Origin of the sequence: Bacillus cereus group sp. MG16 (assembly GCF_040459875.1) — a bacterium.
GTDB classification, from domain to species: domain Bacteria; phylum Bacillota; class Bacilli; order Bacillales; family Bacillaceae_G; genus Bacillus_A; species Bacillus_A paranthracis.
The window spans coordinates 118,235-141,910 of sequence record NZ_JARVHE010000001.1 but is presented as its reverse complement, the minus strand read 5'-3'; the positions used below and the strand labels follow the sequence as shown (position 1 = coordinate 141,910).

Genomic DNA, 23,676 nt, shown 5'->3' with positions numbered 1-23,676 from the left:
TAAACAGTCGGCTTCACTTTTATTTTATCTAGCTGCATCGGCTAGAATGATCGTTGGCTTCGCTTCTTCCTTCGAGGCAAAAAACGCCTCTATGTCTGAAGCTCCATCCCCCTCACATTCTGGGCGAGCCGATTCCGCTTTTACTTCACCCAACCGAGCAGCATTTCCCGCACGAATTTGCTTGCTGCGACTGGTGTTTGATCACTATGGTCGTAGACAGGAGCTACTTCTACTAAGTCTGCTCCAACTACATTTATATTTGAATTTGCAATTGCTACGATGGAATCTAATAATTCTTTAGATGTGATACCACCAGCTTCTAACGTTCCTGTTCCTGGAGCGTGAGCTGGGTCTAATACATCAATGTCGATTGTGACATAGACTGGGCGTCCTGCAAGTTTCGGTAATACTTCTTTTAACGGTTCTAATACGTCAAATTTATATAAGTTCATACCTACTTCTTTCGCCCATTCAAATTCTTCCTTCATTCCAGAACGAATTCCGAAAGAATATACGTTTTCCGGACCAATTAAATCACACACTTTACGAATTGGTGTAGAGTGGGATAAAGGCTCCCCTTCATACGATTCACGTAAATCAGTATGAGCATCCATATGGATGATTGCTAAATCCGGATATTTTTTTGCCATTGCCTTAAAAATTGGCCAAGACACTAAGTGCTCACCGCCGAGACCTAGTGGAAACTTATCGGCATCTAAAAGTTTTGATACATATTCTTCAATCATGTCTAAGCTGCGCTGTGCGTTTCCGAATGGTAATGGGATATCACCCGCATCAAAATATTTTACCTCTTCTAGTTCACGATCTAAATACGGACTATATTCTTCAAGACCGATTGATACTTCACGAATACGTGCAGGGCCAAAACGAGATCCCGGACGGTAACTTACTGTCCAATCCATAGGCATCCCATAAATAACTACCTTCGACTCTTCAAAACTTGGATGACTTTTAATAAATACTTTACCTGAATAAGCTTCATCAAAACGCATATTCTTTTCCTCCTTATGTGGAACTTAAGGTATCCCAACCTTTCATTATTTCTCAAATTTGGAGCGAGTTGCTCCTCTTTCTCGATTTACCGGGTCTTCTATTTCATACAAAGAAGACAATTTTCTTTACAGAAGTGTAAATAGCTAGCATGTTCAAGTCTTCTGGACAAACACCTTAAATGAGCTATTTACACTTTATTTGTTCCGTGCGATTCTCTTACTTAATTAAATCGCCAACAAATTTCGGTAATGCGAATGCTGCATTGTGTAATTCTTTTGTGTAGTATTTCGTTTCGATTTCGTGGAAACGCTCTTCACTTACTTCTAATGGATCATGTTTTTTAGATCCGATTGTGAACGTCCAAAGGCCGCTTGGGTAAGTTGGAATGTTCGCTGTGTATAAACGAGTAATTGGGAAAATCTCTTTTACATCTTTAAACACAGTTGTAATTAGTTCTGGCGTAAACCAAGGGTTGTCCGTTTGTGCAACGAAAATACCATCTTCTTTTAACGCTTTTGAAATTCCAGCGTAGAAGCCTTTTGTAAATAAGTTTACTGCTGGTCCTACTGGCTCAGTAGAATCTACCATAATTACGTCATATTCATTTTCGCTTTCTGCGATATGTAGGAAACCGTCTCCTACTTTCACTTCTACACGCTCATTATCTAATGCACCTGCAATTGATGGTAAGTACTGTTTAGAGTACTCAATTACTTTTCCATCGATTTCAACAAGAGTTGCTTTCTTTACGCTTGGGTGTTTTAACACTTCACGAATAACACCGCCATCGCCGCCACCAACAACTAATACGTTTTCAGGGTTTGGATGTGTAAATAAAGGTACGTGCGCTACCATTTCATGATAAACGAACTCATCTTTTTCTGTTGTCATAACCATGCCATCTAAAATAAGCATGTTTCCGAACTCTTCCGTTTCAACCATATCAAGTTTTTGGAATTCTGTTTGCTCCGTATGTAATGTGCGGTTAATACGCGCCGTAATCCCAAAATGTTTTGTTTGTTTTTCAGTGAACCATAGTTCCATCGTACAATCACGCCTTTCAATGCAAATTTATAATAGGGACATCATTAATGTCCCCTAACAAAAATAAAACAAAACATCCAAAATGTATAGTTAAAAGTACAAAAATACCGAAAATATATTTTAGTCAGAGGGTTCTAACATATGTGCAGGAAGGGGTTGCACCGTAAAAGGAAAGAAAACCCTTTCTTAAGAAAGGGCTTTTGTCTCTATTTCTACTGGTTTACGAATTGGAATTAGGATCATAATACAACCAACTAACACCACGATTCCACCTACTAAAAACGGACTTTGTGGTGAAACAGTATGACCGATAATTCCTGATAAAATCGGAGCAATTGCGCCACCTAACCAACGAACGAAGTTATAAACACCAGATGTAACAGATCTTTCATAAGGTGAAATATCCATTACATAACTTGTAAATAATGCATTATTTAATCCTGATGCTAATCCTGATAGAACAATTAATACAATTTGTAACCACATAATTTTCACGAAGAATAGTGCAATTAAGAACAGCGCAAATACGAGTAAACTGCCTTTCAACAATGTTTTCGGCTCATATTTCCCTTCTAGCTTATGTGCTAAAATTGCAGAACCGTAAGCTAACGCGAGTCCCCATCCACAAAATACAAAACCTAATTGAATAGCAGATAAATGCATAATAAGTGGTGAATATGCTAACACAACGAAAAATCCGTAGTAGTATAACATTCCTGAAATGGCGCCTTGCATAAATGGCTTATACTTCACCAGGTTAAGTAATTCTCCTACGCCTGCCGCTTTACGCTTCACTTTTCGCTCTGGTTCTTTCACAAAGAAGAAAACTAAAATAAATGCTAAGAAAATTAAAATACTCGTCGCAAAAAATGGGTAACGCCAAGAATGTCCACCTAATATCCCGCCTAATAATGGTCCACCTGCCATTCCTAAACCGATAGCTGCTTCATATAACCCTACTGCTTCATGAACTTCTTTACTTAATGCAATCAATAAAGTCATCGCCGTTGCGAAGAACATCGCATTCCCTAATCCCCATCCAGCGCGGAAAAGAGATAACTGAGCAATCGTTTGCGATATACCGCATATAAACGCAAATACAGTCACGATCGCAAGACCGATTGTCATCATTCGTTTATCACCAAATCTCGATGCAAATATTCCAGCTGGTAACATCATAATTGCCATCGTCAAAATATACGCTGTAAATAACATCTCTACTTGCCAATGCGATGCACCAATCTTTTCAGCAATAATTGGCAAAATTGGATCGACTACCCCTATACCTGAAAAGGCAAGGAAAGTAGCCAACACTGTAATCAATCTCCCTAGTTTTTGTTTGCTCTCCATTTTGATTACTCTCCTTTTGTATTCTCTAAAAATGTCACTGCACGATGTAAGCTGTCTTCAAGTTCTCCCTTTACACGCTGCATTTGCTCCATTTTCTCGTCTAGCGTTTGCACTTGTTTTTCAAGCATCTCTTTAATTTCTTGAATCACTTCACGATCACGGGGATTCTCACTATTTCTTCTTTGCTCCATTCTTTCTTTTAACGATAAAAAATGTTGCATTTCTTGAAGCGTAATCCCTAACACTTCTTTCGCTTCCACAATTCTTTTAATTCTAGCGATATCTTCATCTGTATACAGGCGAATGTTCCCCTCACTACGTTCTGGGGGATGAATTAAACCAATTTCCTCATAATAACGAAGTGTACGTTTTGTTAAACCAACTTGCTTTGTAACTTCATCAATCTTATACATGTTTATTCCTCCCTTCACTCGATTATTACATTTTACGTTAACGTTAACTTTTGTGCAACTGTTAGACTTTTGTAAATGTTTGTCATATTAAATTGTATTTTTTCAAAAGCAGTTTCATAATGAAAGAAAAGAAATGATAAGGAGAATTTCACATGAGTAAACCACTTATTTTCGCTCATCGCGGCGTAAAAGGAACACATCCAGAAAATACGATGATTGCCTTCCAAGAAGCTGAACGCATCGGCGCCCATGGCATTGAACTTGATGTCCACCTATCAAAAGATGGTGAACTTGTCGTAATTCACGATGAAACAGTCGATCGTACAACGAATGATGTAGGTCTTGTCTCTGAAAAAACGGTAGAAGAGTTACAAGCTTTAGATGCCGGCAGCCATAAAGATCCTTCTTTCCATGAAGCAAAAATCCCAACGTTACGCGAAGTATTCATTTGGTTATCTACAACAAAGTTACAGCTCAACATTGAGTTAAAGACAGATGTCATTCACTATCCAAACATTGAAGAAAAAGTTGTTGCTCTCGTTCGAGAATATCACCTTTCTAATCAAATTGTATTCTCTTCATTTAATCACGACTCTGTTTCATTATTAGCAGAAATTGCTCCTGAAATCCCAAGAGCAATTTTATATGATACACCACTTGCTGATCCTATCGCCGAAGCAAAAAATAGAGATGCAACTGGTTTACACCCAAACTTTCAACTACTAACAAAGGAATTTGTTCAACTCGCGCAAAAACAAGGGTATGTTTTCCGCCCTTATACAATTAACGAATACAAAGATTTACAAACTATGATTGATTATGGCGTAGATGTCATTATTACCGATTGGCCAGCACGTGCATTTGAGCTCCTTTCTTAATTGAAGGAGCTCTTTATTTTCGAAATTTCATTGTTTAAAATAATCGAAAACCCTCAATACTAATACAATAATGTTTGTATGAATGAGGGGCTGAAAAAGATGGATCAAACTATGAATCCAAAACTTAAAAAATATAAACGTCTTTTCTTCACCGTAATGTTTTCTTCTGTTCTTTTTTTCGTTTTTTCCTTTTTTGTTATTATTATAGTTGCAAAAATTATGGGACCTCCTCCTGTCGCTGTCCCGCAAACAAGTGTCTTTTATGCTAATGATGACACTGTTATAGGACAAAGTAATGAGATGCAAAAACGATACAATGTATCTCTCAATGAAATTTCTCCTTATGTAAAAGAGGCAACACTTTCTATCGAAGATCAAAGATTCTACAAACATCATGGCTTTGATATGAAGCGTATCGTTGGTGCCATTGTTGCTGATTTAAAAGCGATGGCAAAAGTCCAAGGCGCTAGTACGATTACACAACAGTATGCCCGTAACCTATACTTAGATCATGATAAAACGTGGAAACGTAAACTATTAGAAGCAATGTACACAATCCGTCTTGAAGTGAATTATAATAAAAATCATATTTTAGAAGGATATTTAAATACAATTTATTACGGGCATGGTGCTTATGGAATCGAAGCTGCGTCCCGTCTATATTTTGATAAAACAGCAAAAGAATTAACATTAGCGGAAGCTAGTATGCTCGCGGGTATACCAAAAGGACCTAGTGTCTACTCTCCCTATTTAAAAAAAGATCGTGCGAAAGAACGACAATCTCTTATATTAGATGAAATGGTAGAACAAGGCTATATTACGAAGAAACAAGCAGCTTCAGCAAAGAAAGAATCACTAACTTTCGCTTCATTAGATACGAAAAAAGTCGCAGAGGTTGCGCCTTATTTCCAAGATGCTGTACAAGCTTCTCTTCTTCGTGATATCGGATTAGATGAGCAAGCCTTACAAAAAGGCGGCTTGCGTATTTATACAACGCTAGACCCAAAATTACAATCGGTTGCAGAACAAGCTGTAAAAGACCACATACCTGACACGACAAACATACAAACTGCGCTCGTCTCTATGAATCCAAAAACAGGTGAAGTAGCTGCCCTTGTTGGTGGAACTGATTATAATACAAGTCAATTTAACAGGGCTACACAGGCCGCTCGCCAGCCTGGATCTACATTTAAGCCATTTCTATATTATGCGGCATTAGAACGAGGATTCACCCCTGCTACGCGCTTAAAAAGCGAATACACCGTGTTCACTTTAGGTGACGGTGTTTCAAAGTATAAACCGAAAAACTATAAAGACTATTATGCAGACGATTTTGTAACAATGGCGCAAGCTCTTGCGGTCTCTGATAACGTATATGCCGTGAAGACCAATTTATTTTTAGGCGAAGACATTCTTACAAAAACGGCGAAGCAATTCGGCATTAAAAGTGCATTAAAAGATGTCCCTTCCCTCGCGCTCGGTACATCTCCTGTAAAACCAATTGAAATGGTTAACGCTTATAGCATGTTCGCAAACGGGGGAAAAGAAGTAAAACCTATTTTCATTCGCCGCATTATGGATCATGAAGGAAATATTTTATACGATGCTCATTTGGAGAGTAAACAAGTTCTTGATAAGAGCAAAGCATTTGTGATGGAAGAAATGATGACAGGCATGTTTAATAAAAAACTAAGTAGTTATGCTGCTGTAACTGGTCAATCAATGTTATCTAAACTATCAAGAACCTATGCCGGAAAATCTGGTTCTACTGAAACAGATAGTTGGATGATTGGGTTTACCCCGCAACTCGTAACTGGCGTATGGGTTGGATATGATCAACCTAAATCAATTTCAAACGTAGCAGAACAAGGCTATGCGAAAAGAATATGGACTGATACGATGGAGAAAGGCTTAGATGGACAACCTAAAAAAGAGTTTAAACAACCAAGTGACGTCGTTGCAGTCGATATTAACCCTGAAAACGGGAAAATCGCTACAAAAAATTGTCCAATTTCAGTGAAAATGTATTTTGCAAAAGGTACAGAACCAACTGAATATTGTATGGATCACGTTGATGATAAAGAGGAATTTGAAAAGACAACTGAAGAAAAGAAAAAAACAAGTTGGTGGAAGAAATATCTTCCTTGGTGACACACGAGGCTATTCCAATAAAATGTGGAATAGCCTTTATTGTCATTCTTTGTCGGTAAATCGATATTCCTTGTCGAATCGTCGATATATCTTCATACAACAAGCCAAAATAAAAAGGATGTCTCACTAGTCAACAATCGACTAGTGAGACATCCTTTTTATTTATTCACTTAATAATGCACGGCGCAATTCTTCGCTAGACTCGTTCCAAATCGCTTCATTATGTTCTTTTAAGAATGTACCAAGTACTTTTTTAGATGATTCGTCCATATGTTCAACCATAATGTGACGCTTCAATGATTTATCCATTTTGTTTACGTGCTCTGGAAGTGACTTATATCCGCGGCGAATTTCACGGTCAACTGTCATTTCACAAGCTGTTACACCTGCGTAATACGCACCTGTTGCTGTTCTTTCAATCGTTACCCATACAAGCCAGTATGGTTTTCCGTTTGGAACATCATCTTTATTTGTTAAAAACTTAATACCTTTTTCTACTGTACTACGTGCATGCATCGCACCGATATCAACAAATGCTGTTTTCTCTAGTACATCGACAAATACAGGTGAAATGTTTTCTAGACTTAATGCCCCAACGCCAAAACCACCATGTCCATCTGTTGAATCATTTTTCACGATATTAAAACCGATTTTTTTCTTTTTCTCTGTCATATGTAAATTCCTCCTCACTTAATGATTATAAAAGGCCAAAGATAGGCGCAATAATACTGTTTAAAAATGCAAATACGTATGGAATGACAACATTAAAAATAGGTTGGATTGTGTAATTGCTAAGCGGTGTAATAACTAGAATTAATAAAGCAATTGCCCCGTATTTTTCATACTGTGTCATTTTCGCACGAATATTTGTTGGTGCTAAATCCTCCACTACGCGATATCCATCAAGTGGCGGGATTGGTAATAAGTTAAAGACAAGTAAAACGATATTCAACATAATAAAAATCTGGAAAAATTGAGCTAGCGTATCTGCTACTGCAAATGGAATTGAGTCTAATACACCAAATGTTAATAAGCTATACCAAATAATTAAACCGATTGCGCTTAAAATTAAGTTACTAATCGGTCCTGCAATTGAAACTAATATACCTGCAAGACGAGGTCTTTTAAAGTTATATGGGTTAACTGGAACTGGTCTCGCCCAACCAAAACCAAGAATTAATACAGCAATCATCCCGATAGGATCTAAATGTGCCATCGGCGATAAAGTTAAGCGCCCTTGTCTCTTTGCTGTATCGTCTCCAAATTTATATGCTACATATGCATGCGCAAATTCATGCACTGATAATGCGATAATAATGGCCATTGCTACCAAAGGAATTTGGTGCAACGGGTATCTAAATAACTGATCCATATTTCATCTCCTCTTCCATATGTCAAAAAAGAAATTATTTGTTTTTTCGATTGTTCTTCCACATAATCCGCTATAATAAGAGTGTAACTTACATAAAAGGAGCGATTATATATGCCATACGTAACAGTGAAAATGCTAGAAGGACGCACAGAGGAACAAAAGAAAGCTCTTGCTGAGAAAGTAACAGCAGCAGTAAGCGAAACAACTGGTGCTCCTGAAGAAAACATCGTTGTTTTCATCGAAGAAATGTCTAAAAACCATTATGCAGTTGGCGGAAAACGCTTAAGCGACAAATAATTTCAAGTTTTTTTATAAGAAGCAGCCATTAGCTGCTTCTTATTTTTTTCCTTCTAGTAACTCGATGATTCTCTCTTTATATTTTCCTTTTCTTCCATCTTCATAGATTAAATCATGCGGGTAGAATAGCTTTTGATCCCTTCTCTTCTTACCAGTAATCGCCTCAACAATATCCGATTCACGTGAAAGCTCTCTAAGCTCTCCATTTGGCATAAGAAGTAAGATTGGCAGACGTTCTTCTTCTTCACCAGCACGGTAAAAGTCGTACGGTAAGTCTGATGTTGAATCAACTACTAAATAGTATTCTGGATCGAGTCCAATCTTTTTAAATAAGCTACTTAATTCCATCCAATTATCTAAACCGTGCTTATCTGTAAACTCTACATATTTAAATAGGTTTCGATTCATAAAACGACGGCATAGATCGCTTAAAATTGGATCTTCTTCGTCCTGCCATACTTGGAAGTAATAATACATAACGTTCTCGTCTAACTTTAAATAATCCTCTACTGTCACTTCTTCTTCAAATAAAGAATAGAAATGAACAGGGTGATTTTTAAATGTATAGTACTTCTCATGCAATGATTTTGCACGGTGTAAAATCTTCGTTAAAATAACTTCAGCACTGCGCGTTACTGGATGGAAATATACTTGCCAATACATTTGATAACGACTCATAATATAATGCTCAACAGCATGCATACCACTATTTTTAATAACTACTTGATTCCCGTACGGACGCATAACACGCAGTATACGTTCCATATCAAAGTTTCCATATTTTACGCCAGTAAAGTACGCATCCCTTAATAAATAGTCCATGCGATCTGCATCAATTTGACTAGAAATCATGCTAATCGCTAATTTATTAGTAGATGTTTTCGCAATTACATCGGCTACCTTTTGTGGGAAATCTTTATCCACACGACTTAATACACGATTAATTTCCGTATCTCCAACGATAATCTTTTGCGTGAATTTCTCATGGTCTAATGAAAATACTTTTTCAAACGAATGAGAAAACGGACCGTGACCGACATCATGAAGTAATGCCGCACATAAGCATAACAATCTATCTTCAGCATTCCAGTTCGGTCTGCCATCAAACACATCATCAATCATACGACGAATAATTTCATATACACCTAACGAATGAGTAAAGCGACTATGCTCTGCACCGTGAAATGTAAAAAATGTCGTTCCAAGCTGCTTAATACGGCGCAAGCGTTGAAATTCTTTCGTTCCGATTAAATCCCAAATAACACGATCGCGCACGTGCACATATTTATGTACCGGGTCTTTAAACACTTTTGTTTCGCTGAGTTTGTCGTTTAAATATACCACTTTCCGACATCCCCCTTTCTTTACTGCATTCTTACTATATATTATAAACGAAATAGGAAACAGAAAGAAATGAAAGACTATATTAATTGCCCTTATATAAAGAAAAAATCACTTTTACCGGAGTAAAAGTGATCTCTTTTTATATATTATTTCCCTAAAACGAACTCAGCAACTTCATCTAAGATCATTTCTTTACCTAGCGGGAAGTAACCTTTGTTTAAGTCTTCGTTTTTAATTGTAAATACGTGGTTATTTTTAACAGCGTTCATATTTTTCCAAATTGATTCTTCTTGGAATTCTTTTAGACGCTGAGAACCGTCACCAGTCGTAAATACGAATAAGTAATCTGGGTTGTAATCGATTAAAGCTTCTTTTTGTACTTGTACTAAAGGTTTATCAGTTGGTGTACCTTTAACTGCTGGTAATTTTAAATCATTAAAGATTACGCTACCGTAACCGTAGTCACCGTATACGCGGAAAGCGTTTGGATATGCAGCCATTTTCATGAATTTAGCATCGCCAGTTTTCGCAACGATTTTATCATGTAATTTGCTTGCTTTTTCATCATACTGTTTGAACCATTCTTTTGTTTCTTTCTCTTTACCGAAGATTTGACCTACTTCTTCGAATTTTGGACGCCATTGGTCTAATGGAGTTTTTAACATAACTGTAGGTGCAATTTTAGATAATTGATCATAAATCTTTTCTTGACGATTATTTACAAGAATTAAGTCTGGTTTTGCAGCAGCTACTGCTTCGATATTAATTTTATCTCCCCAAGCAGAACCAACTGGTTTTACGTCTTTTAATTTCTTTTCAATATGTGCATCAATTTTTTCTTGAGATGTATTAGCAGTAATAATTGGTTTCATACCAAAGATTAATAATTCTTCTGTTGAACCACTAAGGTCAGCAATTTTCTTGGGATTTGCAGGGATTTTAATTTCCCCTTTTGCATGTTGTACAGTGCGCTCTTCAGTCTTCGCATCCTTCGCATCTGCTTTCTTCTCTTCATTGTTAGAACAAGCTGCAAATAGTACAGAAGTAACGACTAGTACCATTGCTAATAACGCCATTTTAAAATTCTTCATGTTCCCACTCCTTCTAGCTGTATTTCTCTTATAAGTTACAGTGAACTATAAGAAACAAGGTTAACAATTAATAAATATATATTGATTAATTGTTGCTTATGCCCCCGTTCTAACGGGTGTTCAACTTCCTATTTACTAATAAGAAGCTCAACGTCCATTAGAAGCCCCCCTCTTTACGAGGGGGATTCTACTTATGCTTTTTTACGCAATTGATTACTAATCATCGCTAAATCATACGTTAAACAAATTGGCTTACAGTTTACTGGACATGGAACAATTTGAGCTTCAATCTCAAATACACTGCGAAGCGTTTCACTTGTCATCACTTCGTCTGGCGTTCCTTGTTTCATTAACTTACCAGCCTTTAGTGCAATCATATGATCTGAGAAACGAGAAGCATGGTTTAAGTCATGGATAACCATAACAATCGTTCTACCTTCTTCTTCATTTAACTTTTTCAATAAGTTTAATACTTCTAATTGATGAGCCATATCTAAGTACGTTGTCGGTTCATCTAATACGAGTAATTCTGTCCCTTGTGCAAGAGCCATCGCAATCCATACGCGTTGACGTTGCCCACCTGATAATGCCTCTGCTGGACGATTTGCGAATTCTGTCATTCCCGTCACTTCAAGTGCCCAATGAATGTAGCGATAATCCTCTTCTTTCAACGTTCCAAATCCTTTTTGATGAGGAAAGCGTCCATATGAAACGAGTTCAAATACAGTAAGGCCAGTTGGTACTTCTGCAGTCTGTGGTAAAATTGCCATTTTCTTTGCGATTTCTTTCGTTGGCTGTTTCTCGATTGCTTTTCCGTCAAGATAAACAGTACCCTTTTTTGCCTTCAAAATACGAGAAGCCGTTTTTAATAATGTGGACTTCCCACAACCATTTGGTCCAATAATTGTTGTAATTTTCCCTTCCGGAATTTCAACTGTTAATCCATCAATAATTAACCCTTCATTATAGCCAACAGATACCGCATCAACTGCTAAAGTTGCCATACAAAAAGCCTCCCTTTATTTTGTCCTCATAAGTAAGTATATGAAATACGGTGCACCAATTACAGAAATAACAAGACCGACCGGTATTTCTGAAGTTGTTAACACACTTCTTGAAATTACGTCTGCGAATAAAAGTAAAAACGTTCCTATTAGTGCAGCCGTAGGCAGCATAATTTGATGTTTACCACCAACAAGGCGCCTCGCTAAATGCGGAGCCATTAAACCGATAAAACCAATTCCTCCGGCAACAGCGACAGATGCACCAGCTAAACAAACTGCAATAAATAATAATTTACGTCTTTCTTTTTCTACATTTACACCAAGGCCAACTGCTGTGGAATCGCCTAGGTTCATTACGTTTAATATGTGAGCTTTACTAATGGCAAGTGGCATGAAAATAACCATCCATGGAAGTACACTTAGTACAAACTTCCAATCTGTGCCCCATAGACTTCCTGCTAACCAAATCGTAGCAAAACGGAAATCGTTAGATGTCATCTTCATAGAAAAAATTAAACTAACAGCACCAAACCCGGCTGCAACAGCGATACCAACCAGTATCAATCGAGTCGATGAAACACCATCTTTCCATGCTAGTAAATAAATAATAACAGCTGCTAATATCGCTCCAACTAGTGCGAAGAACGGAAGAATGAATACAGATAAAAATGTACCAGTTCCTACTTTCCCGAAGAAAAAGTAGACAAAGATAACAACTGTTAATCCCGCTCCAGCGTTAATACCGATAATACCTGGATCAGCAAGTGGATTTCGTGATAACCCTTGCAAAATCGCACCTGACATCGCTAAAGCAGATCCAACTAGTATAGCAATGACCATACGCGGCATACGGAATTCAAATAAAATAACAGACTGATCTTCAGCCCCGAGTCCAACCAATGACTTTAATACGTCCATTGGCGGTATTTTAAATGTCCCTGTATTTAAACTCACTAAAAATACAGTAACGATTAATCCTACTAAAATTGTTAAAACAGAAACGTTCTTTTTTGTTAAGACACTTGTCCTCACATTTTTCCTCTCCCTTCGTTACGTGCTAAGTAGAGGAAGAATGGAACCCCAATTAACGCTGTAATTGCTCCAATTGGCGTTTCAAACGGCGGATTAATAACGCGAGATAACATATCTGCACATTCAATTAACAGCCCGCCTAAGACCGCAGAACATGGAATAACCCATTTATAGTCTGAGCCTACAAGGAAACGAGTCATATGTGGGATGACAAGGCCAACAAATCCAACCGATCCTGCCATAGAAACTGCCGAACCTGTTAACACAAGAACAAGTACTGTCCCGATAAATTTAATTAATGTAGTATTTTGACCAAGTCCAATCGCAATTTCTTCACCGAAGCTTAAAATTGTAATATACCTCGACATCATAATTGCAATGAAGAGACAAACTAGACCAATCGGTACTAACATATTAATACTTTCCCATTTCACTCCAGCAACTCCGCCTGCATTCCACATACTTACCTCTTGGGCAAGATTGAAATATAGCGCAATTCCAGATGAAATGGCCCCTAATAAAGCACTAATCGCGGCACCCGCTAAAGCTAATTTCACAGGCGTTAATCCACCTGGTGAAGAAGATCCAATTCCATATACAATGCTCGCTCCAAACGCAGCACCAATAAAAGATGCGATGACGAACATTAAATAAGGTGAATTAGGGAAGAATGCATACATAATTGCAATTCCAAATACAGCTCCATCTGTAATCCCCATTAACGATGGTGATGCAAGTGGATTTCGCGTCATACCTTGCATAATTGCTCCTGATACCGCTAAAAAGGCACCTGCTACTACGCCCCCTATTGCTCTAGGCATGCGAAGTTCTTGAATTACATTATGATGCGTAATAGAACCGTCAAACTGAAATACAGCTTGCCATACAGTCTTTAAACTAATATCTGCAGCACCAAACGAAATAGACAGTGCCATGCTTAAAGCTAACAAAATTGTACCTGCTACTAAAATAATAGAAGCAATGAGCGGCCTGCTCTTAATCTCTTTAACATTCACATCTTGCTGTTCTATACTCCTTGCGCTCGCTTCCATCCCTCAACCATCCTAACCAACAACATATGTTTAATTTAATGAAATGAAATGAAATTTATTCTCAAATAGCAATAAAAAAATTAAATGAATCGGCCCTTTTCTGATAATGATTCTCAGAATCAGACACCTTCTATTCTACCTATCGCTTCAAAAGACTGTCAACCATTATTTTGAAATACAAATTCATATAGGTCGAGACCTTAATAAATAGATAATGCCTATCTGTCATGAACTATTATCATCACCAGTTAAGCTTTCTCAGAATAGATTCTCCCTCTTATGGGCATAAAAAAAGAAGAGTAATCTGTTCACTCTTCTTTTCCTTACTTATTTAACTTTGCCTCAATTTTTACAATTAATTCGTCTTCTGTTGGCGCTGCAACTGGACGATTATTTACAAATGCGAATGATTTTTTACGGCCAGGGCCACAGTAAGACTGACATCCAACTTCAATCGTTGCACATGAATCTACTTTTTTTAGCTTTGGAATCAGCGTTTTAACGTTCGTTGCCTGACAATCATCACACACACGAAATTCGTTTCCCATTATATAACACTTCCTCTATTTTAAACTTTTCTCAAGTACATTTAAAAATAAACACTAAATGGTATTTTACCGCTCTTTGAAGCTCGTTGCAAGTTTCCTTTCGACGCTCTTTCCTCATATAATGCTACATATTTATATGTTTTCCTACAGCACCTTCCATCATTCTTGGCAAAATTTATCCCGCTTTAATGGGCAGTAAGATCCCCACCTTAAAATTCAGCGAAAGCAAAGAAGTTAGGTAGGGGATGAAGAACCTCCCCACTGATTAAAGTTTCACTTTATACCTCTCATCGAAATCTACCATATTTTTAAAAGCTTTGTATAAAAGCTCACTTTTTTGCCCATTATAAAAATAGGAAGTTCATAAAAAGAAAGGGAGTTGAATCTATGAAAGTAAGACAAGATGCTTGGACGGATGAGGATGATTTATTACTTGCTGAAACTGTACTTCGTCACGTTCGAGAAGGAAGTACCCAATTAAATGCATTTGAAGAAGTAGGAGACAGATTAAATCGTACATCGGCTGCCTGTGGTTTCCGTTGGAATGCTGTTGTTCGCTATAGCTATGAACAAGCTCTTCAACTAGCAAAAAAACATCGTAAAGATAAAATGCGTGCTGCAAGTGGTGAACAAGCGAAAAAACGTTTACTTTATACACCACCAGCTTCAGATTCGATAACTAATTATGAAGAGTTCGTACAAGAGGAATCAATTGTACAATATAAAGAAGCTACTCCATATCAAGAAACTACCGTTCCTACTGCAAAAGGCTCTATGACAATGCAAGATGTTATTTATTTTTTACAAACAATCGGATCTTCAAATATAAAAGTGACAGCTCTTGAAAACGAGAATACGAGATTGAAACAAGAAATTAAATCACAAATCCTTCGAAATGAAGAACTAGAAAAGAAACTGGAAAAATTAGAAAAACAATCTCATACTGTACAAGAAGATTACGAAACACTTATGAACATTATGAACCGCGCTCGTAAGTTGGCAGTCATGGATGAAGAAGAACGTTCTCAAACATCTTTCCGAATGGATCGAAACGGTAATTTAGAAAAAATTGCAGAGTAAAAAGGATGCATTACATGCATCCTTTTTGTTATTTCACTTCAACCATATGTGCTTCTTCTACTTTAGAATCCCTCTTTATATCTGGGAAAATCTTTTCCTTTGGATTCTCTTTAAAGGATGCTAAACCAATTGTTTTTACCGGTTCACTTATTTTTGCATATTCTGCATCACTAACAACTGCATACATATCTGTATATTTACGCGCATCACCAATTACTACATTGCCTTCGTACTTCATTTTCTTTCCATCAATTACTACATCTTTTTGTTCCTCTTTAGCAAATACAATTCCAGCTTCATCAGAAATAGCCGGCAATGCTTTAATAGGTTCTACATCTTCTTTCACTACTTTTTTCAGCATGTTTTCCTTTATCATCTTCTCAGCCGTTGTTTTATTCATGATTAAAACCTTTTTCTCATTAACAGTACCTAGTTTAGCTTCAAATTTATTTTGAGATTCAATTTTATCTTTATATTGATCCATTGTTTGTTGAACGCCTGTTTCATCTCCGTACATAACAACACCCGTTGCTTGTGGTGCAATCATATCCATAATAGAACAGCCACTAAATACAGCAGCTGACATAATCGCTACGATTCCTAATTTAACATTTTTCATTTGTATGCCTCCTAAAATCAATAATTACATCTCTTAGTTTAGCCATCTTAGATCATTTAACCAATTCACTTTCCTTACAACAACCTTACAATTCAGTAAGGTTTTCTCTTAAAAACTACTTTCATTATTTTTTGCTATAATAGAGATTGTCATTTTAAAGATAAGGGGTTAGTTATATGAGCAATTCCCGTTCCATTTTATCTCAGCCAGAGTGGCGTATTGTAGATCAGTCTAGTTTGGGACCAACATTCCATGCATTGCAGTCATTCGCAATGGACGACACATTATGCACAAGTATCGGAAATGGTCAATCAGCTGCAACAATGCGTTCTTGGGTTCATCACAATACAATTGTTCTTGGCATTCAAGATTCACGCCTACCGCACTTGGAAGAAGGTATTTCCTTTTTAAAAGAAAACAACTTCAATGTTATCGTTCGTAATTCTGGCGGACTTGCAGTCGTACTTGATGAAGGTGTGTTAAACGTATCGCTTTTATTCCAAGAGACGGAAAAAGGTATCGATATTGATCTTGGATACGATACAATGTGGCATTTAATTCAGGAAATGTTAAAGGATTACGATGTTACAATTGAGGCAAAAGAAATCGTTGGTTCTTACTGCCCTGGTAGCTACGATTTAAGTATTCGCGATCAAAAATTTGCTGGTATTTCACAGCGCCGTATTCGCGGTGGTGTCGCTGTCCAAATTTATCTCTGTGCTACAGGAAGTGGCTCTGAACGTGCCGCACTCGTTCGTGATTTCTACAACCTAGCCATTCAAGGAGAAGAAACACGCTTTACTTATCCTGAAATTGTACCGAGTACGATGGCTTCACTTTCAGAATTACTTGGCGAAACCATTACAGTACAAGATTTAATGATGCGCCTTTTAAAAACATTGCAGCAATTCGCTCCAAAGTTAACACCATCTCAATTAACAATAGATGAAATACCTTTATATGAGACGAATTTACAACGTATTATTGATCGTAACAATAAAGCACTTGGCTTAGAACAATAAAGACCGTCGCTATTTTAGCGACGGTCTTTATTTCAATTCGTTATAGAATTAAAGTGCTTGAGCTGCTGTAATTAAAGCTAACTTGTACACTTCTTCTTCGTTACATCCACGAGATAGGTCGTTTACAGGCATGTTTAAACCTTGTAAGATTGGTCCTACTGCTTCGAAGTTACCTAAACGTTGAGCGATTTTGTAGCCGATATTACCAGCTTCTAAGCTTGGGAATACGAATACGTTAGCATCACCTTTAATTGTAGAACCTGGAGCTTTTTTCTCAGCTACAGATGGTACGAATGCAGCATCGAATTGGAATTCTCCATCTAGAGCTAATTCTGGAGCCATTTCTTTTGCAATGCGAGTTGCTTCTACAACTTTTTCTGTTTCTGGAGATTTCGCAGAACCTTTTGTAGAGAAGCTTAACATAGCAACGCGTGGATCAATGCCGAATAGTTCAGCAGTTTTCGCACTTTCGATACCAATTTCAGCTAAATCTTGGCTATTTGGTGCAATGTTAATTGCACAATCAGCGAATACATATTTCTCTTCTTCACGTACCATGATGAATACGCCAGAAGTTTTTGTAACGCCTGGTTTTGTTTTAATGATTTGAAGTGCTGGACGAACTGTATCAGCTGTAGAGTGAGCTGCACCACTTACTAAACCGTGTGCTTTGCCCATGTATACAAGCATTGTACCGAAGTAGTTTTCGTCTTTAAGGATTTTGCGAGCGTCTTCTTCAGTTGCTTTACCTTTACGGCGTTCAACGAAAGATGCTACCATTGCATCCATTTCTTCGTATGTAGCTGGATCGTAAATATCAACGCCTGCTAATGTTAAATTCATGCTAGCAGCTTTTGCGCTAATTTCTTCTTTATTACCAACTAAGATTGGTTTTACTAACTCTTCTTTTGCTAAACGCTCTGCAGCGCCTAAAATTCTTTCATCAGTTCCTTCAGGAAGTACGATAGAAATGCCTTTTCCTTGAACTTTTTCTTTTACTGTTGTAAATAAGTTGCTCACGAATAAACCCTCCTACATATGTTAAAAAACTCTATCTTTAAGAATACTTCTTTTCCTCTATATTTTAAACTTATAGCTCCCAAAAAATAGATAAAATAAAAATGATTATATTTTCATAAAATTCAGCCGTTAAATTCACCTTGCTTAAACACTTAAATGTGACAATTTTATGCGCCAAGGTTTTATATAGATGATTTTAAAACTATATATGCTATAGTTAACGTGTAAAACTATCATTAACTGAGGTGAATAGAATGAGTGAAGCAACAACAACGTTAGATGGCTGGTATTGTTTACATGATTTACGTTCTATTGATTGGGCTGCATGGAAAACATTATCTAGCGACGAACGCGGACAAGCTGTGTCTGAATTTTTAAATGTCGTTGAAAAATGGAACGACGTAGCTGCTGCAAAAAAGGGCAGTCACGCAATGTATACAGTTGTTGGCCAAAAAGCTGATATTATGCTTATGATTTTACGTCCAACAATGGAAGAGTTAAATGAAATTGAGACAGAATTGAATAAAACAACTTTAGCTGAATATATGGTTCCTGCATACTCTTACGTATCTGTTGTTGAACTAAGCAACTACCTTCCAGCTGATGAAGATCCATACCAAAATCCACAAATCTTAGCTCGCTTATATCCTGAGTTACCGAAAGCAAATCATATTTGCTTCTATCCAATGGACAAGCGTCGCCAAGGTGATGACAACTGGTACATGCTTCCGATGGAGGAACGTAAGAAAATGATGTACAGTCATAGTAAAATTGGTCGCCAGTATGCAGGTAAAGTACGCCAAGTTATTTCAGGATCTGTTGGATTCGACGATTTTGAGTGGGGCGTAACATTATTCGCTGACGATGTTCTTCAATTTAAAAAGCTTATATATGAAATGCGCTTCGATGAAGTAAGTGCTCGTTATGGTGAATTCGGAACATTTTTCGTCGGAAACATTTTACCAGACGAAAAGGTAGAGAAATTTTTACACATATAAATCGTGAAAAAGGAACGAAATTCGTTCCTTTTTTTATTCCCCTCTATATTTCTCCTCAAAAAACTTCTTTTTTTCGCAAATTTGAACAAAAATTGACAAATCCCTTTTAAATACCTTACAAAATTGTAACCTTTCTATATCCAAATTTATGCTAAAATGGTACGAGCTATATGCTAATAACGATGCGAAGGTGATAATGTATATGAAGAAAATCTTTTCTATTTTACTAGTGTTTCTATTGTCAATTTCTTCCTTAGGAGTAACAACATCCCATGCGGAAGAAAAAATACATATTGAGGCAGCTGCTGCACTTCTATTTGATGCAGATACAGGAAAAATACTGCATGAACAAAATCCAGATGAATTACTAGCTATCGCTAGTATGTCAAAATTAATTGTTGTTTATGCCGTGTTAGAAGCAATTAAAGAAGGAAAAATCACTTGGGATACAAAGGTAAATATTTCCGATTACGCTTATGAATTTTCACGTAATAATGAATTCTCTAACGTGCCGTTCGAAAAAGGACGTCAATATACTGTAAGAGAACTATATCATTCTATCGTTATCTTCTCTGCAAATGGATCTAGTATTGCCTTAGCAGAACTTCTTGCAGGAAGTGAGAAAAACTTCTTAAATCTTGCAAATGAACATGCAAAAAAACTAGGGTTAAAGAAATATAAATTTGTAAACGCTACTGGTTTAAATAACGCTGACTTAAAAGGAAAACATCCTGAGGGGACTGATCCAAATGCAGAAAACTCTATGTCAGCTCGCGATATGGGTATACTTTCAAAAGCAATGATTACAAAGTATCCAGAAATGCTAGAGGATACAAAACAAAGATTTAGAAACTTCCCAGATAATCATCCGAAACCAATTCGTATGGAAAACTGGAACTGGATGTTACCAGGAGCTGCTTTCGCTTATGAAGGTACTGATGGTTTAAAAACCGGAAGTTCTGATACAGCTGGATACGGATTTACTATTACTGCTAAACGTGGTGATGTACGTCTTATTTCGGTTATTATTAAAACAAAATCAATGGACGAGCGCTTCACAGAATCTCGTGAGTTAATCGAATACGGGTTTAATAACTTCGAAAAACAAAAACTAAAGGTCGATAAAAACAATACACTCTCTGTAGTACAAGGAAAAGAAGATCAAGTAACTGTTGCACCGGAAAAAGAAATAACCGTAATTGCAAAAAAAGGTAGCAAAGACCCTTATAAAATTGGAACTGAAGCAGATAAATCACTTGCTGAAGATGGTCATTTAGTTGCTCCTATTAAGAAGGGTGCCAAAGTAGGTTCGATTACTTTAGAATCAACTGATAAATATGGTTTCTTAGACGGTAGTAAAAGTATGAAAGTTACTGCAAAAACGACAGAAGAAGTTGAAAAAGCAAATTGGTTTGTGTTAACAATGCGCTCTATCGGTGATTTCTTCTCAAACTTATGGTCTAAAGTTTTTTAATAAAAAAGCTGGCTCACGCTAGCTTTTTTTATTTTCTACTCCCAATGTAAAACTTCGTTTGGTTGTCATATCTGACTCTTTTTCCTCATACGTATGAACTAGTAATTGTTACACACTTCATCTAGAGATAAACCTCTTTCCAAAAGGTATTCCAAAAACAGAGGTGACACATAATGGGCGTTATCGCGCATAACGAAGAAGATGTTAAGTTATTAGCTAGATTGATGCGTGCTGAAGCTGAAGGAGAAGGGCAACAAGGAATGTTAATGGTTGGAAATGTTGGAGTAAATCGCGTTCGTGGAAATTGTTTGGACTTTAAAAACATTCGTAATTTACGTCAAATGGTTTATCAAAACCCTGGCGGTTTCGAAGCAACGCAAAAAGGATATTTTTATCAGCGTGCGCGTGAACAAGATATTGCTCTGGCAAGACGGACCATTCAAGGGCAACGCTTTTGGCCTGCCAACTTTGCCTTATGGTTTTTTAGACCTGAAGGTGCATGCCCACCAACTTGGTATAACCAGCAAAACTCTGGTCGCTTCAAAAAGCACTGCTTCTTCCAGCCAAATGCTGGGGATTGCCCTAGCATATATTAAGGAATGAAAACAAGGAGGGATTTTTGAATGGCACAGCAACAAAATCCGTATTACGGAACAGGTTTCTATCAACCATCTGGAACTTACGTACAACCGCAACAAATGACCCCACAGCAACAGCAACAACAGCAAGCAATGCAACTACAAGCTGCGCAAGCTCAATATGCTGTTTCTCAAGGTATGTTACCTCTAGAACAGTCATATATTGAAAATATTCTTCGCTTGAACAAGGGCAAGCAAGCCACAGTTGTAATGACTTATGAGCATGGTAGTTCACTCGGTACACAATCCTATACAGGTATTATCGAAGCAGCTGGTCGTGATCATATTGTAATTAGTGAGCCAGAGTCAGGGAAACGTTATTTACTACTAATGATTTACTTAGATTATGTAGAATTCCCAGAAAGAATTACGTATTTGCCTGGTCAACAAGCAACTTATGCTCCAAGACCATAAAAAAAGCTGGCATATGCCAGCTTTTGTTTTTATAATCCTTTTACAACTGCAGTTCCGACTAAGATCCATGCCACAATAAACGCCACACCACCAAGAGGTGTAATTGGGCCAAAGAACTTAATACCCGTCGTACTTAATGCATACAAACTACCTGAAAACATAATAATCCCGGCTACCATAAGCCAGCCAGCAGTAGTTAAAAGTGATGATTGAATTTTATCCATCAATAAAGCAACTACAAATAGTCCACCTGCATGAAACATTTGATATGTAACACCTGTTTTCCAAACCTCTAACATTTTTGCAGAAACTTTATTTTCTAAACCGTGTGCTCCGAAAGCCCCTAACGCAACAGATAGCCCCGCTGCAATACAACCTAGTAAAAAGAAAATCTTCATCTTAATTCCCCTTTTTACTTTTATCATAAGCAATTTTTTCATATAAGCCAAACGATTTATCCTCTAAAAATCAAATAAAGAATTACCGTTTGCATCACTTTCTTTTATATATACTGGCTCATTAGAAACTGGTGCAATTGGTTGCATCGTGATTGGTTGTGATCCAATTATTTGTGATTGAACTTGTGGCTCTCTATACGTAGAAGATTCAACTTGCTCATCTAATAATAAATCACATAAAGCACGCACAACTAATACATGTTCTTTTGATTTTTGTCCTTCACTACTTTTTGCCTTTGCAATTTCATTCGCCATTTTATTTAAAATCTTATCGCTTGATATTTGCATCCCTTATCACCTCGTACTTTGTAGTTCTTTCTCAAATTGTCCCAGCTTCTCTACTGAACCAAATACTATTATCATATCATGTTCTTGCAACTTTTCCTGCCCCGTTGGATTATGTATAACATTCCCATTTCTCAAAATCGCTAAAATTGTTACATCAAATTGATTTCTAACATCACTCTCTAATAATGATTTATTAGCTAAAATAGAGCCCTTACCTACTGCAATTTCTTCAATTACAAATGACTGCTCCACGCCATACAGTACTGTATCAATATAATGAACTGTTAGCGGATTCGCAATACCTTTTGCAATATGAATCCCTGCCATACTAGATGGATTAATCACCTTATTTGCACCAGCCCTCTTTAATTTGTCTTCGGTTTCTGGTTTTTCTGCTCTTGCCACAATTTTAATTGCATCGTTTAATCCTCTTGCAGTTAACGTAATAAATACATTTTCAGCGTCATTTGCTACGATAGCAACTAAACCAGCTGCCTTTGAAATCCCAGCATGATGTAACACTTGGTCTTCTGTTGCATCTCCATGTACATATAAAAGCTTTTCCTTCTCTAATATGCTTTCATCCTTATCCACGACGACAAATGGAATTTTCTTTTCTTGCAATTCATGTACAACTTGAAGCCCTACTCTACCGCAACCACATACGATAATATGATTTTGTAACTGTGCTATTTGTTTATCCATCTTCTTCCTCCGTACTGCATGAAATAGGTTCCCTTCAATAATCATAGCTGCCACTACACCGATTGCATACGTAACGATACCGACTCCAATCGGTATGATAAGGAGCGCAAAAACTTTTCCTGCCTGTGTTACAGGAATGGCATCTCCGTATCCAACAGTTAATACAGTAATCATCGTCATCCAAAATGCTTGAAACAAACTAATCTCTTCAATCGTCATAAATCCTAGCGTTCCTAAAATTACAACAAAAGTCATACATATAACTGCTATCCATAATTGCTTACGTGCATTCATATCATGTTTCAACTCTTTTCTCTATCTACAATCTTTGCCAGTGGAAATGAAATACATATATACTAGATACGGAATC

26 protein-coding genes are annotated in these 23,676 nt (G+C 37.1%); 9 read left to right on the top strand and 17 right to left on the bottom strand.

Annotated elements, in window-relative coordinates:
• Positions 1-140: 140 nt before the first annotated feature.
• The 4 genes from speB to QCI73_RS00685 all read right to left on the bottom strand — a co-directional run bounded on the left by speB (position 141) and on the right by QCI73_RS00685 (position 3,821).
• Positions 141-1,013 (bottom strand): agmatinase, encoded by an 873-nt coding sequence (speB, locus tag QCI73_RS00700; RefSeq protein ID WP_001209831.1) that lies wholly within the window; start codon positions 1,011-1,013, stop codon positions 141-143.
• A gap of 217 nt (positions 1,014-1,230) precedes the next feature.
• Complete coding sequence (speE, locus tag QCI73_RS00695; protein WP_000424696.1) at positions 1,231-2,058, bottom strand: polyamine aminopropyltransferase; 828 nt, start codon at positions 2,056-2,058, stop codon at positions 1,231-1,233.
• Between the two features lie 186 nt (positions 2,059-2,244).
• Positions 2,245-3,408: an MFS transporter gene (locus QCI73_RS00690; protein WP_000444219.1), complete on the bottom strand. Its 1,164-nt coding sequence runs from the start codon at positions 3,406-3,408 to the stop codon at positions 2,245-2,247.
• 5 nt (positions 3,409-3,413) lie between these two features.
• Positions 3,414-3,821: a MerR family transcriptional regulator gene (locus QCI73_RS00685; protein ID WP_000276568.1), complete on the bottom strand. Its 408-nt coding sequence runs from the start codon at positions 3,819-3,821 to the stop codon at positions 3,414-3,416.
• A gap of 152 nt (positions 3,822-3,973) precedes the next feature.
• On the opposite strand from QCI73_RS00685, the gene QCI73_RS00680 reads away from it, so the two are divergent.
• A complete protein-coding gene (locus tag QCI73_RS00680; RefSeq protein WP_000042760.1) occupies positions 3,974-4,699 on the top strand; it encodes a glycerophosphodiester phosphodiesterase in 726 nt (241 codons plus the stop codon).
• 99 nt (positions 4,700-4,798) lie between these two features.
• Entirely contained in the window at positions 4,799-6,850 is a 2,052-nt protein-coding gene (locus tag QCI73_RS00675; protein WP_353822344.1) for a transglycosylase domain-containing protein, read from the top strand.
• Between the two features lie 162 nt (positions 6,851-7,012).
• Here the strand turns inward: QCI73_RS00675 and QCI73_RS00670 are convergent, their stop codons facing one another.
• Both QCI73_RS00670 and QCI73_RS00665 read right to left on the bottom strand, forming a co-directional pair.
• Entirely contained in the window at positions 7,013-7,522 is a 510-nt protein-coding gene (locus tag QCI73_RS00670; protein ID WP_353822343.1) for a YwhD family protein, read from the bottom strand.
• 25 nt (positions 7,523-7,547) lie between these two features.
• Positions 7,548-8,222: a site-2 protease family protein gene (locus QCI73_RS00665; protein WP_000372461.1), complete on the bottom strand. Its 675-nt coding sequence runs from the start codon at positions 8,220-8,222 to the stop codon at positions 7,548-7,550.
• A gap of 111 nt (positions 8,223-8,333) precedes the next feature.
• On the opposite strand from QCI73_RS00665, the gene QCI73_RS00660 reads away from it, so the two are divergent.
• Positions 8,334-8,519 carry a 2-hydroxymuconate tautomerase gene (locus tag QCI73_RS00660; protein ID WP_001147171.1) on the top strand — a complete coding sequence of 62 codons (186 nt, stop codon included), beginning with the start codon at positions 8,334-8,336 and terminating at the stop codon, positions 8,517-8,519.
• A 39-nt stretch (positions 8,520-8,558) separates the two neighbouring features.
• Here the strand turns inward: QCI73_RS00660 and QCI73_RS00655 are convergent, their stop codons facing one another.
• From QCI73_RS00655 to QCI73_RS00630, 6 genes are all read right to left on the bottom strand, one after another.
• The gene (locus QCI73_RS00655; protein ID WP_000262739.1) at positions 8,559-9,863 is read right to left on the bottom strand and encodes an HD domain-containing protein; all 1,305 of its coding nucleotides are present in this window, start codon (positions 9,861-9,863) and stop codon (positions 8,559-8,561) included.
• Positions 9,864-10,009: 146 nt separating this feature from the next.
• Entirely contained in the window at positions 10,010-10,954 is a 945-nt protein-coding gene (locus QCI73_RS00650) for an ABC transporter substrate-binding protein (RefSeq protein ID WP_353822342.1), read from the bottom strand.
• A gap of 191 nt (positions 10,955-11,145) precedes the next feature.
• Positions 11,146-11,958, bottom strand: coding sequence for an ABC transporter ATP-binding protein (locus tag QCI73_RS00645; protein ID WP_000212064.1), 813 nt, complete (start codon positions 11,956-11,958; stop codon positions 11,146-11,148).
• 15 nt (positions 11,959-11,973) lie between these two features.
• A complete protein-coding gene (locus tag QCI73_RS00640; protein WP_001260778.1) occupies positions 11,974-12,990 on the bottom strand; it encodes a FecCD family ABC transporter permease in 1,017 nt (338 codons plus the stop codon).
• Positions 12,987-14,042: a FecCD family ABC transporter permease gene (locus QCI73_RS00635; protein WP_000388275.1), complete on the bottom strand. Its 1,056-nt coding sequence runs from the start codon at positions 14,040-14,042 to the stop codon at positions 12,987-12,989. Before QCI73_RS00635 ends, QCI73_RS00640 begins: the two co-directional genes overlap by 4 nt.
• A 323-nt stretch (positions 14,043-14,365) precedes the next feature.
• Positions 14,366-14,590 (bottom strand): YuzB family protein, encoded by a 225-nt coding sequence (locus tag QCI73_RS00630; RefSeq protein WP_000526077.1) that lies wholly within the window; start codon positions 14,588-14,590, stop codon positions 14,366-14,368.
• A gap of 387 nt (positions 14,591-14,977) precedes the next feature.
• Between QCI73_RS00630 and QCI73_RS00625 the strand changes: the two genes are divergently transcribed.
• The gene (locus QCI73_RS00625; RefSeq protein ID WP_353822341.1) at positions 14,978-15,670 is read left to right on the top strand and encodes an RsfA family transcriptional regulator; all 693 of its coding nucleotides are present in this window, start codon (positions 14,978-14,980) and stop codon (positions 15,668-15,670) included.
• 28 nt (positions 15,671-15,698) lie between these two features.
• Here QCI73_RS00625 and QCI73_RS00620 read toward each other — a convergent pair whose 3' ends face one another.
• Positions 15,699-16,289, bottom strand: coding sequence for a lipoprotein BA_5634 family protein (locus QCI73_RS00620; protein WP_270394096.1), 591 nt, complete (start codon positions 16,287-16,289; stop codon positions 15,699-15,701).
• A gap of 176 nt (positions 16,290-16,465) precedes the next feature.
• Here QCI73_RS00620 and lipL point away from each other — a divergent pair, with 176 nt between their 5' ends.
• Positions 16,466-17,311: an octanoyl-[GcvH]:protein N-octanoyltransferase gene (lipL, locus tag QCI73_RS00615; RefSeq protein WP_353822340.1), complete on the top strand. Its 846-nt coding sequence runs from the start codon at positions 16,466-16,468 to the stop codon at positions 17,309-17,311.
• A gap of 48 nt (positions 17,312-17,359) precedes the next feature.
• Here lipL and pta read toward each other — a convergent pair whose 3' ends face one another.
• Positions 17,360-18,331 (bottom strand): phosphate acetyltransferase, encoded by a 972-nt coding sequence (pta, locus tag QCI73_RS00610; protein ID WP_000067214.1) that lies wholly within the window; start codon positions 18,329-18,331, stop codon positions 17,360-17,362.
• Between the two features lie 254 nt (positions 18,332-18,585).
• Between pta and hemQ the strand changes: the two genes are divergently transcribed.
• The 4 genes from hemQ to gerQ all read left to right on the top strand — a co-directional run bounded on the left by hemQ (position 18,586) and on the right by gerQ (position 21,855).
• A complete protein-coding gene (hemQ, locus tag QCI73_RS00605) occupies positions 18,586-19,329 on the top strand; it encodes a hydrogen peroxide-dependent heme synthase (RefSeq protein ID WP_001287585.1) in 744 nt (247 codons plus the stop codon).
• Positions 19,330-19,525: 196 nt separating this feature from the next.
• The gene (locus QCI73_RS00600) at positions 19,526-20,803 is read left to right on the top strand and encodes a serine hydrolase (RefSeq protein ID WP_353822339.1); all 1,278 of its coding nucleotides are present in this window, start codon (positions 19,526-19,528) and stop codon (positions 20,801-20,803) included.
• 173 nt (positions 20,804-20,976) lie between these two features.
• On the top strand, positions 20,977-21,399 hold the full coding sequence (gene cwlJ, locus QCI73_RS00595; RefSeq protein ID WP_000538151.1) for a cell wall hydrolase CwlJ: 423 nt from the start codon (positions 20,977-20,979) through the stop codon (positions 21,397-21,399).
• A 27-nt stretch (positions 21,400-21,426) separates the two neighbouring features.
• On the top strand, positions 21,427-21,855 hold the full coding sequence (gene gerQ / locus QCI73_RS00590) for a spore coat protein GerQ (protein ID WP_353822338.1): 429 nt from the start codon (positions 21,427-21,429) through the stop codon (positions 21,853-21,855).
• Positions 21,856-21,884: 29 nt separating this feature from the next.
• Here gerQ and QCI73_RS00585 read toward each other — a convergent pair whose 3' ends face one another.
• The 3 genes from QCI73_RS00585 to QCI73_RS00575 all read right to left on the bottom strand — a co-directional run bounded on the left by QCI73_RS00585 (position 21,885) and on the right by QCI73_RS00575 (position 23,600).
• Complete coding sequence (locus QCI73_RS00585; RefSeq protein WP_000688322.1) at positions 21,885-22,253, bottom strand: DUF423 domain-containing protein; 369 nt, start codon at positions 22,251-22,253, stop codon at positions 21,885-21,887.
• Positions 22,254-22,316: 63 nt separating this feature from the next.
• Entirely contained in the window at positions 22,317-22,601 is a 285-nt protein-coding gene (locus tag QCI73_RS00580) for a YwdI family protein (RefSeq protein WP_001167357.1), read from the bottom strand.
• A 6-nt stretch (positions 22,602-22,607) separates the two neighbouring features.
• The gene (locus QCI73_RS00575; protein ID WP_327923317.1) at positions 22,608-23,600 is read right to left on the bottom strand and encodes a potassium channel family protein; all 993 of its coding nucleotides are present in this window, start codon (positions 23,598-23,600) and stop codon (positions 22,608-22,610) included.
• Between the last annotated feature and the right edge of the window lie 76 nt (positions 23,601-23,676).